This is a genomic window from Stenotrophomonas sp. SXG-1 (assembly GCF_014083965.1).
GTDB lineage: Bacteria > Pseudomonadota > Gammaproteobacteria > Xanthomonadales > Xanthomonadaceae > Stenotrophomonas > Stenotrophomonas geniculata.
On the sequence record NZ_CP046588.1, the window covers coordinates 1785845 to 1801125 of the forward strand.

The following is a 15281-nucleotide window of genomic DNA, read 5'->3' on the forward strand; positions in this document are numbered from 1 at the left end:
GGGGGAAAAGGAGAGAGGGCGCCATTTTGCCGGATTGGCGTGTCGAATCCCAAACCGGGCCGGAGCCGCCGTACATGAAATGTGCAGATGCATGTCACGGCCATGCAACCTTGCGGACATACCGTGCAGACCCATTCTTAACAGGAATGGGATTCCCAGTGCATATCAAGACTCCGTTGGCCGTTGCCCATCACCCTGACCCTGGCGATGGGGGCCGCAGCACCGCTGCAGGCAGCCGGGCAGCAGGCGGTAGCCGCCACCGGCGCCGTGGCTGCCGACGCGGTCGACCTGGACCGCATCGAAGTGCGCGCCCAGCTCGAATCGCAGATCCGCGCGGTCGACCTCAAGCGCAGCAGCGACGCCATCGAAGACGCGGTGTCCTCCGATGCGCTGGGCCAGTACCCGGACAAGAACGTGGCCGAGTCGCTGCAGCGGCTGCCGGGCATCAGCGTCACCCGCGACCAGGGCGAGGGCCGCTTCGTGGTGATCCGTGGCCTGGATGCCAATCTCAACAGCGTCAGCGTGGATGGCATCGCCGTGGGCACGCCGGAGGATTCCAGCCGTGCCGCGCCGCTGGACGTGATCCCGTCCGACTCCACCGAACGCCTGCGCGTGGTCAAGTCGCCGACCCCGGACATGCCCGGTGATGCCATCGGCGGCGCCGTGCTGGTGGAATCGGCCTCGGCCTTCGACCGCGACGGTCGCAGTCTGCGTGGCAAGATCGAAGGCAGCCACCAGCAGTTGTCCGGCGAGACCAGCCCCAAGGCCGCCTTCAACTACAGCGAAGTGTTCAACGACACCTTCGGCGTGGCCCTGGGCGTGAACTACCAGAAGCGGAAGTTCGAGTCGGACAACACCGAAGTGGAGTATGACGGCGAGGATGACGCCGCACCTGGCGACGTCACCGCGATCAACCTGCAGCACCGCAAGTACGAGATCGAGCGCAAGCGCATCGGCGCCAACCTCAACCTCGACTGGCGCCCGAACGAAGACAGCAAGTACTACCTGCGCACGCTGTACAGCCAGTTCGACGATGCCGAAACCCGCCAGCGTGTGATCTTCAACTTCGACGACGCCAAGATGGTCAGGACCGGCACCGACCAGTACCGCCTGGATGGCATGCCGAAGGATTCCATCGACAAGCGCATGCGCTACCGAACCAAGAAGGAAAACACCTTCGCGGCCAGCCTGGGTGGCGAGAACAAGCTGACCAACGCCGTGGTCGACTACAGGGTTGGCTACACCCGTACCGAAGAGCGCGTGAATGACGAGATGGAGGCGCGCTTCAAGCTCAACGGCAAGGCCTTCAACGGCACCCTGGACCAGAGCAGCCGCCTGCCCAGCTACAGCTTCGACAATCCGCAGTGGCTGGACAGCAGCAACTACGCGTTCGACCGCTTCGTGCTTTCGCCCAAGCAGGTGAACGACAAGGAGCACAGCGCGCAGGTCAACGTGCGCTTCGACGGCGACAGCAGCAGCATCAAATTCGGCCTGCTGGGCCGCTGGCGCGACCGCGACGTCAATGTGGATGAGCGCGAACTGCGTGTCGGCCCGAAGGTGGCGCTGTCGAGCTGGAGCACCTCCTCGCCCGAACACCGCCACGGCAACCTGGGTGATGGCATGGATTCGGCCGCGATGCGTGCCTTCTGGGCGGCCAATGGCGGCCAGTACAGTGCCCGCCCGCAGGACGTCGGTGGCAACGCGATGACCTCGCTGGAAGAGGACTACGTGGCCAGCGAAGACATCTTCGCCAGCTATGCGATGGGCACCTGGGATGTGGACGCGCTGCGCATCATCGGCGGTGTTCGCGTGGAAAACACCCAGTTCAAGGCAGTCGGCAACCAGGTGGACGTGGCCGCCAACGGCCGCAGCTTCACCGTCACCCCGCGCGTGGCCAACAGCAGCTACACCAACGTGCTGCCGGGCCTGCACCTGCGCTATGACGCGGCCGATGACTGGGTGCTGCGCGCCTCGGCCAACAAGACCGTGTCGCGCCCCTCGTTCGGTGACATTTCACCGCGCGTGGGCTACAGCCGCGGTGACGAGGAAGTGCGCCTGGGCAATCCGGAACTGGACCCGTACGAGTCGAAGAACATCGACCTGTCGGTAGAGAAGTACATCGGCAGTAGCGGCATCGTCTCGCTGGGCCTGTTCCACAAGTCGATCGATGGCTACATCGTGGAGACCGTGCGCACCAATGATCCGGCCTACGGCGGCCTGGACGTGACCCAGCCGATCAACGGCCGCAAGGCCACCGTGCGCGGTGCCGAGTTCAACTGGCAGCAGCAGCTGGCCTTCCTGCCGGAGGGCCTGGATGGCCTGCTGGTCGGCGCCAGTGGCACGTGGCTGGATACCGAGTTCGATGCCGGCATCAAGGACCGCCCAGGCGAGGACTTCACCCTGCCGCGCGCCTCCAAGCACGTCTACAGTGCCCACATCGGCTATGAGAAGTACGGTCTGAGTACGCGGCTGGCGGCGGTGTACCGCAGCGAGTACCTGGACAGCATCGGCAAGGGCCGCGCCTTCGACATCTACGTCGCGCCGAACACTCAGCTCGACTTCTCGCTGGACTACAAGTTCACCCCGCGCGTGAGCATGTACCTCGAAGCGCAGAACCTGCTGGACAAGCCGCTTGAGCTGTACCAGGGCACGCGCTCGCGCACCCTGCAGATGGAAGAGTATGGCCGCACCTACGCGCTGGGCCTGAAGGTGGCACTGTGATGGGGCGTCGCATCACTGCCTTGGCCACCGCGCTGGCGGTAGCGCTGGCTGCCGGCTGCACGCCGGCCACCGGCAATGACCCCGCCATGGCCGCGACGTCAGCGAAGGCCAGCGGCGAGCGAGCGGTGACCACCATCGCCGAGGCCTTCCTTTCGCCGATGACCCCGGCTGACAACATCGACTCGCCTGCGGCCTGGCGCGCTCCGGATGGCAGGCTGTGGCTGATCGCCACCGCAAAGGCCACCGACAAGCTGGTGGTCTACGACGGCAGCACCGGCCAGCACCTGCGTGACGTGGGCAGCAGCGGCACCGCACCGGGGCAGTTCGACCGCCCAAACGGCATCGCGGTGATCGACGATCTGCTGTGGATCGTGGAGCGCGACAATCATCGCGTGCAGGTATTGAGCCTGCCGGACTTCGCACCGCTGGCGACGTTCGCTGCGGAGGACCTGCGCAAGCCGTACGGGCTGTGGGTCGACCGCCGTGCCGATGGCTACAGCGTCTACGTCACCGATTCCTGGGACAACGGCGAGGATGCGCAGGGCCGTGACATCCTGCCGCCGCTGGCGGAACTGGACAAGCGCGTGCGCCAATACCACGTGAGCCGCGACGATGCGAAGGTCGAGGCGAAGCTCGTCGCCAGCATCGGTGACACCAGCGAAGCCGGTGCACTACGCGTAGTCGAATCGATCTGGGGCGACCCGGAAAACGACCGCCTGCTGATTGCCGAAGAGGACGAGAGCTACGCCAGCGAGTTCAAGGTCTACACCCTGTCAGGTCGCTTCACCGGTACCACCTTCGGTCGCGACGTGTTCAAGGCCCAGGCCGAAGGCGTGACCCTGCGCACCTGTGGCAAGGACGGCTGGTGGATCACTACCGAACAGGGCAAGCAGCGCAGCGTGTTCCACCTGTTCGACCGGCATACGCTGAAGCCGGTCGGTACGTTCCAGGGCAATACCGTGGCCAACACCGATGGCATCTGGATGATGCAGCAACCCAGCGCGCGCTTCCCGCACGGTGCGCTGTATGCCGTGCACGACGACCAGGGCGTGGTTGCGTTCGACTGGGAGAGCATCGCCAAGCAGTTGGCGCTGCCGCTGGAGTGTGGCGCATGAGCGGGCACTGCGTGATGCGTACGCTGGCGCTGAGCTTGCTGCTGGCGTTGCCGTCATTGTCGTTCGCAGCGGCCGAACCGAATACCCAGGTGCCGGCGGGCAGCCGCCACTACGCAGCAACGACGGTACCTGACCGCATCGTCGCCTCGCCGGCGGTCGATCCCAGCCATGGATTCGCTGTCGCCTGGCGTACCGACGGCAGCGTGCAGGCACCGCTGCTGGAGATTGCCCTCGCCGGAGATTCGCCGGCCATCGAGGGCATCCGCCAGGTGCGCGCAACGACCCGTTCGCTACAGACCGAGAATGGTCTGTCGCATCATCATCGCGCCGACATCAGCGGCCTGCAGCCGGATACCCAGTACGTCTACCGCGTGCAGGGCAACGGCAGCTGGAGCGCCTGGAACCAGTTGCGCACACTGGCCGCGGCCGACCAGCCGCTGACCCTGCTGTACTTCGGTGATACCCAGAACAAGAACGTCAGCCATGTCAGCCGGGTAGTGCGCGCCGCACAGAAGGTCGCACCGCAGGCGCGCATGAGCCTGTTTGCCGGCGACCTGGTCAGCGGCGGCGACAACATGGATGACAGTGAGTGGGGCGAGTGGTTTGCTGCGACCAGCTGGCTGGCGCAGGAAACCCTGGTGGCCCCGGCCATCGGCAACCACGAGTATTTCGAGGAGTTCGAGGACACCCCGCAGGAACGCCGCGTGCTGGGCAAGCATTGGCCGGTGACGTTTGCGCTGCCGGGCAATGGCGCCAGCGCCGCGCAGCAGACCAGCTACTGGTTCGATGCGCAGGGCGTGCGCGTGGCCGTGGTCGATGGCACTTCGGCACTCGACCTGGGCACCGCCAAGGCACAGGCACAGTGGCTGGACAAGGTACTGGGCGGAAATCCGCAGCCGTGGACCATCGTGCTGCTGCACCAGCCGTTCTACTCGCCGCGCGAAGGACGCGAGAACGCCGCGTTGCGTGACGTGCTGCTGCCGGTGGTACGCCGCCATAACGTCGACCTGGTGCTGCAGGGCCACGATCACACCTATGGTCGCCGTGGTGAAGGGCAGGCCGCGACGCCGCAGTATGTGGTCACCGTGGCGGGGCCGAAGCAGTATCGCCTTTCCGACGAAGCGCGCAGGACGATGGACCCGGTGGCCGAAGACACCCAGCTGTTCCAGGTGTTGAACATCGATCCGCAGCACCTGCGCTATGAAGCACGCACCGTGACTGGCCGTCTCTACGATGCCTTCGAACTGCGCCGTGATGCCAAGGGTGGCAAGCAGCGCACGGAGCTGACCGAAGGCCGCATCACGCCGCGTGACTGCCCGCGCGCGCAGACTGCCAAGGGCCGCGCTGATCGCTGCTGGGAATGAGGAAATCCAGATGAAAACCGTACGCCGTCTTGTCCCCATGGCTGCCATCGGCGGGGCCCTGCTCCTGCTCGCGACGGCGGTGACCGCCGCCGATAGCGTGCTGCATCCGTTCCTGGCGGCGCAGCCGAAGCAGGCCCCGCAGGAAGTGAATCTGGCGGTGGAGATTCCGGCCGGCAGCTTCACCAAGTACGAGATCAAGGAAGACGGCCTGGTGCATGTGGACCGCTTCCAGTCGATGCCGGTCGCCTATCCGGCCAACTACGGTTCGATGCCGCGCACCCTGGCCGGTGACAACGATCCGCTGGATGCACTGGTGCTGACCCGCGAACCGCTGCATCCGGGCGTGATCGTGCGCTTCCGGCCGATCGGCTACCTGAAGATGATCGACGGCGGCGAGCACGACGAGAAGATCATCGGGGTGCCCACCGACAAGGTTGATCCGAGCTACGCCAACATCCGCGATCTGGCCGATCTGCCGGAGATCGAACGGCAGCGCATCGAGGCCTTCTTCCGGGTCTACAAGGACCTGCCGGCCGGGCGCAACCCGGTGCAGCTCAACGGTTGGGGCAACGCCGCCGAGGCGCGCGGGCTGATCAGTGAAGCGATGGAGCGATTCAAGCAGTAGACCCACGCCATGCCTGGATGGCCGGGCGCGCGCATCTCCTTCACCACCGCTGGCTATCATGTGCGCCTTCCACAACGAAGGCAGTGCCTGTGTCGGTAGCGTTGGTATGGTTCCGCCGTGATCTGCGGCTGCAGGACAATCCGGCCCTGCAGGCCGCGCTGGATGCCGGTCACGACGTGGTGCCGGTCTACATCCATGCGCCGCACGAAGAAGGCGGGTGGGCGCCGGGTGCCGCCTCCGATGCGTGGCGCCACCGTTCACTGGCCGCGCTGGATGCGGACCTGCGCACGCGGGGTTCCTCGCTGGTGCTGCGCAGTGGTGACAGCCTGCCGGCCCTGCAGTTGCTGATCGAGCAGACCGGCGCCGGGGCGGTCTACTGGAACCGCAAATACGAACCGGCCACCCAGCCACGCGACGCCACCATCAAGCGCATGCTGCGCGAGCAGGGCATCGACACGCAGAGCTGCAATGGCAGCCTGTTGTTCGAGCCCTGGGACATCGCGACCCAGCAGGGCCAGCCGTACAAGGTGTTCACGCCGTACTGGCGCAACGTACTCAGTCATTGGCGCCTGCCTTCGCTGCAGGCCGCACCGAAGGCACTGGCGGCACACACGGTCGACAGCCTCGCACTGGATGATCTCCAGCTGGCACCGACGCTGGACTGGGATACCGGCTTCTGGGAACACTGGCAGCCGGGTGAAGCCGGTGCGCTGGAAGCACTGTCCGTCTTTGAAGATGGTGCCCTGCGCGGGTATCGCGAGCAGCGGGACCTGCCGGACCGTGTCGGTACCTCGCGGCTGTCACCGCACCTGCATTTCGGCGAAATCGCCCCCTGGCGGATTGCCCATGCGCTGGAAGGGCTGCGTAGTGCCGGCACCGACGCCGACATCGACGGCTACCTGCGCCAGCTGGGCTGGCGTGACTTTGCCTACCACCTGCTGCATCACTTCCCGAAGACGCCCACCGACAACCTCAACCCCCGTTTCGATCGCTTCCCATGGGCAACGCCCAGTGACGCGCAGCTGCACGACTGGCAGCGCGGCAACACCGGCGTGCCGATCGTCGACGCAGGCCTGCGCGAGCTGTGGCACACCGGCTACATGCACAACCGGGTGCGGATGATCGTTGCCAGCTACCTGTGCAAGCACCTGCGTGCGCACTGGCTTCACGGCGCGCGCTGGTTCTGGGACACCCTGGTCGATGCCGACCTGGCCAACAACACGATGGGCTGGCAATGGGTGGCCGGGACCGGCGCCGATGCCGCACCGTACTTCCGCGTGTTCAACCCGGTCACCCAGGCCGAGAAGTTCGACCCGCAGGCCCGCTACATCAGCCGCTGGGTGCCCGAACTGGCGGCGCTGCCGGTGAAGGCGCGCTTCGCGCCGTGGCAGCATCCACAGTTGCTGGCGGCGCATGCCCCGGGCTATCCGCGTACGCCGCTGGTGGATCTGGCGGCTGGCCGCGATGCCGCGCTGGCTGCCTACCGGCAGTCAGGAACGGGGTAAAGTGCGGGTTGAGTGATCCGGTCAGTTAGCTGAACGCGGCCCTGTCGGCGTGCCCGATCATCATTCCGGCATCGCATCGGGCTGTTTATTCTCTTTGCGCCCGCAGGCCGCCGGCCAACCGGAAACCAAGGAGAACCTCATGATCCGCAACACCACCCGCAACGTCGCATTGGCCCTGATGAGTGCGGCCGTCCTGTCGGCCTGCGCCACCGGCGGCTCCTACGTACAGAGTGACCAGTACGGCAACCCGACCGAGCAGCAGAACCGCACCGGCCGCAACGCCCTGATCGGTACCGCCATCGGCGTGGCCGCCGGCCTGCTGACCGGCGACAGCGCCACCGAGCGCCGCCAGCATGCCCTGATTGGTGCTGGTATCGGCGCGCTCAGCGGCGCCGCGGTCGGCCAGTACCAGGATCGCCAGGAACGCGCACTGCGCGAGCGCACCGCCAATACCGGCATCGATGTGCAGCGCCAGGGCGACAACATCATGCTGAACCTGCCGGACGGCATCACCTTCGATTTCGGCAAGTCGACCCTGAAGCCGCAGTTCTATGGTTCGCTCAACGGCGTGGCAGGCACCCTGCGTGACTACAACCAGACCATGATCGAAGTGGTCGGCCACACCGACAGCATCGGCAGCGACGCGGTCAACAACCGCCTGTCGAAGGAACGTGCCGACTCGGTCGCGCAGTACCTGATCGGCCAGGGCGTGCAGAGCGTGCGTATCGAAACGCTGGGCGCCGGCAAGGCGTACCCGATTGCCGACAACAGCACCGACGCCGGCCGCGCCAAGAACCGCCGTGTCGAAATCCGTGTGATTCCGCTCAAGCAGTAACGCTACGCGTTACTGCTTGAGCCGTTCCGGCCATCGGCCGGAACGAAAATGCCGCCCTTGCAGGCGGCATTTTTGTGGGTGCCGAGCATTGCTCGGCACGCCGATAGCGCCTGTAGAGCCGAGCCACGCTCGGCTACCTCTTCTGGTAGATGCCAACTTTGGTCGGCGCCGTTCGAAAGGCAGTCGAGCATGGCTATGCCGGTCGTCCTGACCGGCACCCGTCGGGCCGTCGCAAGCGACGTTGGTAGCGGCTCCTGCCGCTACCTTCGACGCTACAGAAAGCGGCATCGCGCGCCCGGGTAGATCCACGCCACGCGTGGATACCCTCAGTCATGCCGCCGAAGCGGCCACCTTCTCCAGGATCCGCTTGCCGCTGCTTTCCAGCGCAGCGTCTTCCTTTTCTTTCTGCTGCTGTGCCAGCTTCGCGCCCGGGCATTGCGCCAGCATGTAGTTGGCGTCGAAGTTGAGCTTCTCGACCAGGAAGTCGACGAACGCACGCACCTTCGGCGAGACCAGGCGGCCACCGGCGAACACGGCGTTGAAGTCCACTTCCGGGCCGGTCCAGCCGGCCAGCACGCGGCGCACCATGCCCGATTCAACGAACGGCTTGGCCATCACGTCGCCGGTCAGCAGCAGGCCTTCGCCGCACACCAGCGCACCATTGAGCGCAGACATGTCGTTTGCGGTCATCAGCGGGGTAACAGGGAAGTCGCGCAGCTCGCCGCCGTTCTCGCCCAGCTGCCAGGTGAAGCGCGGCGAGTTGCCGGTGTGGTACGGCTTGCGCATCGCCAGGATGCGATGGAACTGCAATTCTTCCGGATGCAGCGGCTCGCCATAACGTTCGATGTAGGCTGGGCTGGCGAACACCTGCGTGCGCAGGCTGCCGAGCTTGCGCGCGACCAGATTGGAATCGGGCAGGGCACCCACGCGCAGCGCCAGATCGGCTTCGCCGGCAATCAGGTCCAGCTTCTCGTTGCCCATATGCATGTCCAGGCGGATCTCTGGATACTGCGCATGGAACTGGCCCAGCAGCGGCGCAATCCAGGTGATGCCGATCGAGTAAGGCACAGTGAAGCGCAGCCAGCCACGCGGCCCGGACTGCAATTGGCTCACTGCGCTCTCGGCTTCTTCAAGCTCGCGTGCGATGCGTTGGCAATGTTCGTGATAGATCGAACCGGCTTCGGTCAGGCCGAGGCGGCGCGTGGTCCGGTGCAGCAGGCGCGCACCCAGGCGCGTCTCCAGTTCCTGCACCTTGCGGCTGACCGTGGTCTTGGGCAGGCCGAGCGATTTGGCAGCGGCAATGAAGCTGCCTTGCTCGACCACTTTGACGAAGATCAGCGTCTCGTTGAGATCGTGGGACATGGTCTGGGATCCTGGACGTCGGGGATGGGACAATCGTGACAGAACGATTGGACCGGGAGCGGGATGATTATTCCCCTTAATCAGGACTAATCAAGTAAAGGTTTGAGGTCTATCGTGGCGCCATTCGTTAATTGGAGCCCGTCCGCCATGAGCTTGCGCAACATTCTTGCCCGTCTCCGGAACGCCGGCCAGAGCAGCCTGGACCTGGCAATGACCGTTGAAGTCCGCCCGAGTTCCTTGGTACACAAGGACTTTCGTGAGTTTACCGCGCCCATGCGTCAGCAGCGTGGCGGTGCCATCCGTCTGGTCCCGCACAAGGGCGACCGGCTGCGTCGAATCGGGACTATCCCGGATTTGGGAGGAAATGTCCCGTGAATGGGATGCTGACGCCCGAAGTCCTGGTCCTCGGCGGCACCGGTGCCGTCGGCCAGGGCGTGGTTGGCGCATTGCTGGAAGCCGGCAGCCCGGTGCTGGTGGTCGGTCGCGATCCGGGCCGGCTGGCGGCGCTGCATGAGCAGTTCGCCGACGAGCCGGGCCTGGAGACGCTGCTGGGTTCGCTCAGCGATGACGGCTCGGCGCGCGCACTGGCCGAACGCATCGCGCATCGCCCGCGTCCGCTGGCCGCCGTGATCGCCGCAATGGGTGGTCCTTACCGTCGCGGCCGGGTGACCGACCGCAACGGCGATGAACTGCTGGGCGCGATGCAGGCCGACCTGATGCCGCACGTGCACGCGGTGCGTCACCTGCTCCCGCTGCTGCAGGACAACGTGCATGCGCGCCGCTATGTGATGATCGGCAGCCCGGCCAACGCCAAGCCATGGGCGGGCTACGGCGAGACCTCGATCACCACCGCCGCGCTGCGCATGTACGCGCAGGTGGTGCACCAGGAAGCGCAGGCGCTGGGCGTGCGCGCGCAGATGCTGGAAGTCTGCAGCCCCGTCTGTACCCCGGCCAACGCGGCCAATGCCTGCATCGAGTGGCCCAGCTCGCTGCTGGTCGGCCGTCGCGTGGTCTCGCTGCTGGATGGTTGCCGCGACAACCGCGCCATCGTCCGCTGTGACAGCAGCGATGCCGAACTGCCGCGCGGCCTGCTGCACTTGGAAGTTCCCCCTTTGTGGCGCGATACCGCAGGCGTCGCTTGACCTCGACCATGGTTGAGGTCGCAGTATGCGGCGCCGATTTTTGCAACACGTTCTCATCTAGCTGTACCACCCCTCCGTACGGATGCATGCCATGACTTCCCCCAATACCACCCCACATCGTTTCGGCCATCGCATCGCGATGGTCGGCGTGTCGATCCTCGCCGCGGCCGTGCTGGCGGCCTGCAGCGGCGGCCATGCCGAAGAAGCCGGCGCACCGCCTCCGCCGCAGGTCAGCGCAGCGCCGGTGCTGGTCAAGCAGGTCAGCCAGTGGGACGAATTCAGCGGCCGCGTCGAAGCGGTACAGAGCGTTGAACTGCGTCCGCGCGTGTCCGGCTACATCGACAAGGTCAACTACGTCGAAGGCCAGGAAGTGAAGAAGGGCGAAGTGCTCTTCACCATCGACGCGCGCAGCTACCAGGCCGAGTACGATCGCGCCGCCGCCGAACTGGCGCGTGCCCGCACCCAGGCTACGTTGGCCCGCAGCGAGTCCGAGCGTGCCAAGCGCCTGTCCGAGCAGCAGGCGATCTCCACCGAGACCGCCGAACAGCGTCGTGCGGCGGCCGACCAGTCCGGTGCTGCGGTGCAGGCCGCGCAGGCGGCGCTGGACGCGGCCCGGCTAAACCTGGAGTTCACCAAGGTGCGTGCACCGATCGACGGCCGTGCCGGCCGCGCGATGGTCACCGCCGGCAACCTGGTCACTGCTGGCGACAGCGCCAGCGTGCTGACCACGCTGGTCTCGCTGGACACGGTGTTCGTCTACTTCGATGCCGACGAGAGCACTTTCCTGCGCTACGCCCAGATGGCGCGCAAGGGCGAGCGCCCGAGCGAGCGGGACAGCGAGCTGCCGGTGAAGGTCGGTCTGTCCGGTGAGGAGGGTTACCCGCACGCGGGCAAGGTCGACTTCCTCGACAACCAGGTCGCCCGCAGCACCGGCACCATCCGCGTCCGCGCACTGCTGGACAACGCCGACCGCCAGTTCACGCCGGGCCTGTTCGCCCGCGTGCAGCTGCTCGGCAGCGGCCAGTTCCAGGCCCTGCTGATCGACGACAAGGCCGTGCTGACCGACCAGGACCGCAAGTATGTGTACGTGGTCGACAAGGATGGCAAGGCCCAGCGCCGCGACATCCAGCTCGGTCGCACCGCTGATGGCCTGCGCATTGTCGAACACGGCCTGGCCGCGGGCGACAAGGTGATCATCGACGGCGTGCAGAAGGTCTTCATGCCGGGCATGCCGGTGCAGGCCAAGGCGGTGGCGATGCAGCCACAGCCGGCGCCGGCACCGGGCCGCGATGCCACCGCCGCCCTGAAGCACTGATCCGCGTCCCCGCTTAGCTGCCGGCGCCAGCGGCAGCCGTTCCTGCCTTCGTCAACGTGACGAGGGGCAGGGCGGCTGTTGCCCGCCGAATGCCTTTCCCAGGAATTCCTCCATGGACTTTTCCCGTTTCTTCATCGACAGGCCGATCTTCGCGGCGGTGCTGTCGATCGTGATCTTCGCCGCAGGCCTGATCACCATTCCGATCCTGCCGATCAGCGAGTACCCGGAAGTGGTGCCGCCGTCGGTGGTCGTGCGTACGGTGTATCCGGGCGCCAACCCCAAGGTCATTGCCGAGACCGTCGCCACACCGCTTGAAGAGGCCATCAACGGCGTCGAAGGCATGATGTATCTGAAGTCGGTTGCCGGCTCGGACGGCGTGCTGCAGATGACCGTCACCTTCCGCCCGGGCACCGACCCGGACGCAGCGGCGGTGAAGGTGCAGAACCGCGTGGCGCAGGCGCAGGCGCGCCTGCCCGAGGACGTGCGCCGGCAGGGCGTGACCACGCAGAAGCAGTCGCCGACCTTCCTGATGGTGGTGCACCTGACCTCCCCGCAAGGCAAGTACGACACCCTGTACCTGCGCAACTACGCCCGCCTGCACGTCAAGGATGCGCTGGCGCGCATTCCGGGCGTCGGTGATGCGCAGATCTTCGGTGGTGGCGACTACGCCATGCGCGCCTGGCTGGATCCGGACAAGGTGGCTTCGCGCGGCCTGACTGCCAGCGACGTGGTGCGCGCCATGCGCGAGCAGAACGTGCAGGTGTCGGCCGGCCAGCTCGGCGCCGAACCGCTGCCGGACAGCAAGTTCCTGACCCTGATCAATGCCCAGGGCCGGCTGAAGACCGAAAAGGAGTTCGGCGACATCGTGCTCAAGAGCGGCACCGATGGCGAGATCGTGCGCCTGTCCGACGTGGCCCGCCTGGAGCTGGGTGCGGGCGACTACACCCTGCGCTCGCAGCTGGACGGCAAGAACGCGGTCGGTATCGGTATCTTCCAGTCGCCGGGTGCGAACGCGCTGGAAATCCGCGACCAGGTCATCTCGACGATGGACGAGATGCAGAAGACCATGCCGGCCGACGTGAAGTACGAAGCCGTGTATGACACCACCATCTTCGTGCGTGACTCGATCAAGGCCGTGGTCTCCACGCTGCTGGAAGCCATCGCCCTGGTAGTGCTGGTGGTGATCCTGTTCCTGCAGACCTGGCGTGCCTCGATCATCCCGTTGATCGCGGTGCCGGTGTCGGTGGTGGGTACCTTCGCCGCGTTGTACCTGCTGGGCTTCTCGATCAATACGCTGAGCCTGTTCGGCCTGGTGCTGGCGATCGGCATCGTGGTCGACGACGCGATCGTGGTGGTGGAGAACGTCGAACGCAACATCGAGGAAGGGCTGTCGCCCACCGCAGCGGCCCACCAGGCCATGCGCGAGGTCTCCGGCCCGATCGTGGCGATCGCGCTGGTGCTGTGCGCCGTGTTCGTGCCGATGGCGTTCCTGTCCGGTGTCACCGGCCAGTTCTACAAGCAGTTCGCGGTCACCATCGCCATTTCCACGGTGATCTCGGCGATCAACTCGCTGACCCTGTCGCCGGCCCTCGCCGCGCGCCTGCTGAAGGCCCACGGTGCCCCGAAGGACGGCCCGAGCCGCCTGATCGACCGCCTGTTCGGTTGGGTGTTCCGTCCGTTCAACCGCTTCTTCAAGTCCAGCTCGGAGAAGTACGAGCGTGGCGTGGCCCGCATCCTCGGCCGTCGTGGTGCGGTGTTCGTGGTCTACGCGATCCTGCTGGTCGGTACCGGCGTGATCTTCAAGCTGGTGCCGCCGGGCTTCATCCCGACCCAGGACAAGCTGTACCTGATCGCGGGTGTGAAGCTGCCGGAAGGCTCCTCGATCGCGCGTACCGATGAAATGTTGCGCAAGGTCGCCAAGATCGCCCAGGAAACCGATGGCGTGGCCCACACCATCTCGTTCCCGGGCTTGAACGCGCTGCAGTTCACCAACACGCCGAACACTGGTGTGGCGTTCATTCCGCTCAAGCCGTTCGCCGAGCGCCATGGCCGCACCGCCGCGCAGATCAACGCCGAGATCAACCAGAAGATCGCCGGGCTGCAGGAAGGCTTCGCCTTCGCGATGATGCCGCCGCCGATCCTCGGCCTGGGCAACGGCAACGGCTATCAGATGTTCATCGAGGACCGTGGCAACCTGGGTTACGGCGCGCTGCAGAATGCCGTGCAGGCGATGCAGGGCACCGTGGCGCAGACGCCGGGCATGGCCTTCCCGATTTCCAGCTACCAGGCCAATGTGCCGCAGCTGGATGCCGAGGTCGACCGCGTCAAGACCAAGGCACAGGGCGTGCAGCTCACCGAACTGTTCGACACCCTGCAGACCTACCTCGGTTCGGCCTACGTCAACGACTTCAACCAGTTCGGCCGTACCTGGCAGGTGATCGCCCAGGCCGACGGTCCGTACCGCGAGACGGTCGAGGACATCGGCAAGCTGCGCACCCGCAACGACCGCGGCGAGATGGTGCCGATCGGTTCGATGGTCACCATCAAGCAGACCTTCGGCCCGGACCCGGTGCTGCGCTTCAATGGCTATCCGGCAGCGGACCTGGCCGGTGAAGCCGACCCGCGCCTGCTGTCTTCGGCCGAGGCGATGAACAAGCTGACCGAGATCGCCGGCAAGGTGCTGCCGGTGGGCATGACCACCGAATGGACCGACCTGAGCTACCAGCAGGCAACCCAGGGCAAGGCGGCCTTCATTGTCTTCCCGGTGGCGATCATGCTGGCCTTCCTGGTGCTGGCCGCGTTGTACGAGAGCTGGTCGCTGCCGCTGGCGGTGATCCTGATCGTGCCGATGACCCTGCTGTCCGCGCTGTTCGGCGTGTGGTTGACCGGTGGTGACAACAACGTATTCGTGCAGGTTGGCCTGGTGGTGCTGATGGGCCTGGCGTGCAAGAACGCGATCCTGATCGTCGAGTTCGCCAGAGAGCTGGAGATGGGCGGCAAGGGCATCGTTGAAGCGGCATTGGAAGCCTGCCGCCTGCGTCTGCGCCCGATCGTGATGACCTCCATCGCGTTCATCGCCGGCACCGTGCCGCTGGTGCTGTCGCACGGTGCAGGCGCCGAAGTGCGCTCGGTGACCGGTATCACCGTGTTCGCCGGCATGCTGGGCGTGACCCTGTTCGGCCTGTTCCTCACCCCGGTGTTCTACGTGGCCCTGCGCAAGTTCGTCACCCGCAACGGTGGTGGCCAGCTGGTGCAGCACGGCGAGCCGACCATCCACCACTGATATGGAACCCCGTC

General features: G+C 65.9%; 11 protein-coding genes. 10 read left to right on the forward strand and 1 reads right to left on the reverse strand.

Going from position 1 to position 15281, the window contains the following annotated elements:
• Nucleotides 1–207: 207 nt before the first annotated feature.
• The 6 genes from GOC52_RS08295 (at nt 208) to GOC52_RS08320 (ending at nt 8165) form a co-directional block, all read left to right on the forward strand.
• Nucleotides 208–2721 carry a TonB-dependent receptor gene (locus GOC52_RS08295; protein WP_191851425.1) on the forward strand — a complete coding sequence of 838 codons (2514 nt, stop codon included), beginning with the start codon at nt 208–210 and terminating at the stop codon, nt 2719–2721.
• Nucleotides 2721–3836 carry an NHL repeat-containing protein gene (locus tag GOC52_RS08300; RefSeq protein WP_053442837.1) on the forward strand — a complete coding sequence of 372 codons (1116 nt, stop codon included), beginning with the start codon at nt 2721–2723 and terminating at the stop codon, nt 3834–3836. Before GOC52_RS08295 ends, GOC52_RS08300 begins: the two co-directional genes overlap by 1 nt.
• A 14-nt stretch (nt 3837–3850) precedes the next feature.
• Nucleotides 3851–5200, forward strand: coding sequence for a purple acid phosphatase family protein (locus GOC52_RS08305; protein WP_235650690.1), 1350 nt, complete (start codon nt 3851–3853; stop codon nt 5198–5200).
• A gap of 10 nt (nt 5201–5210) precedes the next feature.
• Nucleotides 5211–5825 (forward strand): inorganic diphosphatase, encoded by a 615-nt coding sequence (locus GOC52_RS08310; RefSeq protein ID WP_043399251.1) that lies wholly within the window; start codon nt 5211–5213, stop codon nt 5823–5825.
• 89 nt (nt 5826–5914) lie between these two features.
• Nucleotides 5915–7330, forward strand: a complete 1416-nt coding sequence (locus GOC52_RS08315) for a cryptochrome/photolyase family protein (RefSeq protein ID WP_191851129.1) — start codon at nt 5915–5917, stop codon at nt 7328–7330.
• Between the two features lie 139 nt (nt 7331–7469).
• The gene (locus GOC52_RS08320) at nt 7470–8165 is read left to right on the forward strand and encodes an OmpA family protein (protein WP_053442840.1); all 696 of its coding nucleotides are present in this window, start codon (nt 7470–7472) and stop codon (nt 8163–8165) included.
• Between the two features lie 330 nt (nt 8166–8495).
• Here GOC52_RS08320 and GOC52_RS08325 read toward each other — a convergent pair whose 3' ends face one another.
• A complete protein-coding gene (locus GOC52_RS08325; protein WP_005409107.1) occupies nt 8496–9527 on the reverse strand; it encodes a LysR family transcriptional regulator in 1032 nt (343 codons plus the stop codon).
• Between the two features lie 147 nt (nt 9528–9674).
• Between GOC52_RS08325 and GOC52_RS08330 the strand changes: the two genes are divergently transcribed.
• From GOC52_RS08330 to GOC52_RS08345, 4 genes are all read left to right on the forward strand, one after another.
• On the forward strand, nt 9675–9902 hold the full coding sequence (locus tag GOC52_RS08330; RefSeq protein ID WP_010484401.1) for a hypothetical protein: 228 nt from the start codon (nt 9675–9677) through the stop codon (nt 9900–9902).
• Nucleotides 9899–10669, forward strand: a complete 771-nt coding sequence (locus GOC52_RS08335) for an SDR family NAD(P)-dependent oxidoreductase (RefSeq protein WP_019338346.1) — start codon at nt 9899–9901, stop codon at nt 10667–10669. The genes GOC52_RS08330 and GOC52_RS08335 overlap by 4 nt, the downstream gene beginning before the upstream one ends.
• 91 nt (nt 10670–10760) lie before the next feature.
• On the forward strand, nt 10761–11984 hold the full coding sequence (locus GOC52_RS08340) for an efflux RND transporter periplasmic adaptor subunit (RefSeq protein WP_071305809.1): 1224 nt from the start codon (nt 10761–10763) through the stop codon (nt 11982–11984).
• A gap of 112 nt (nt 11985–12096) precedes the next feature.
• Nucleotides 12097–15267 carry an efflux RND transporter permease subunit gene (locus tag GOC52_RS08345; protein WP_191851132.1) on the forward strand — a complete coding sequence of 1057 codons (3171 nt, stop codon included), beginning with the start codon at nt 12097–12099 and terminating at the stop codon, nt 15265–15267.
• Nucleotides 15268–15281 lie beyond the last annotated feature (14 nt).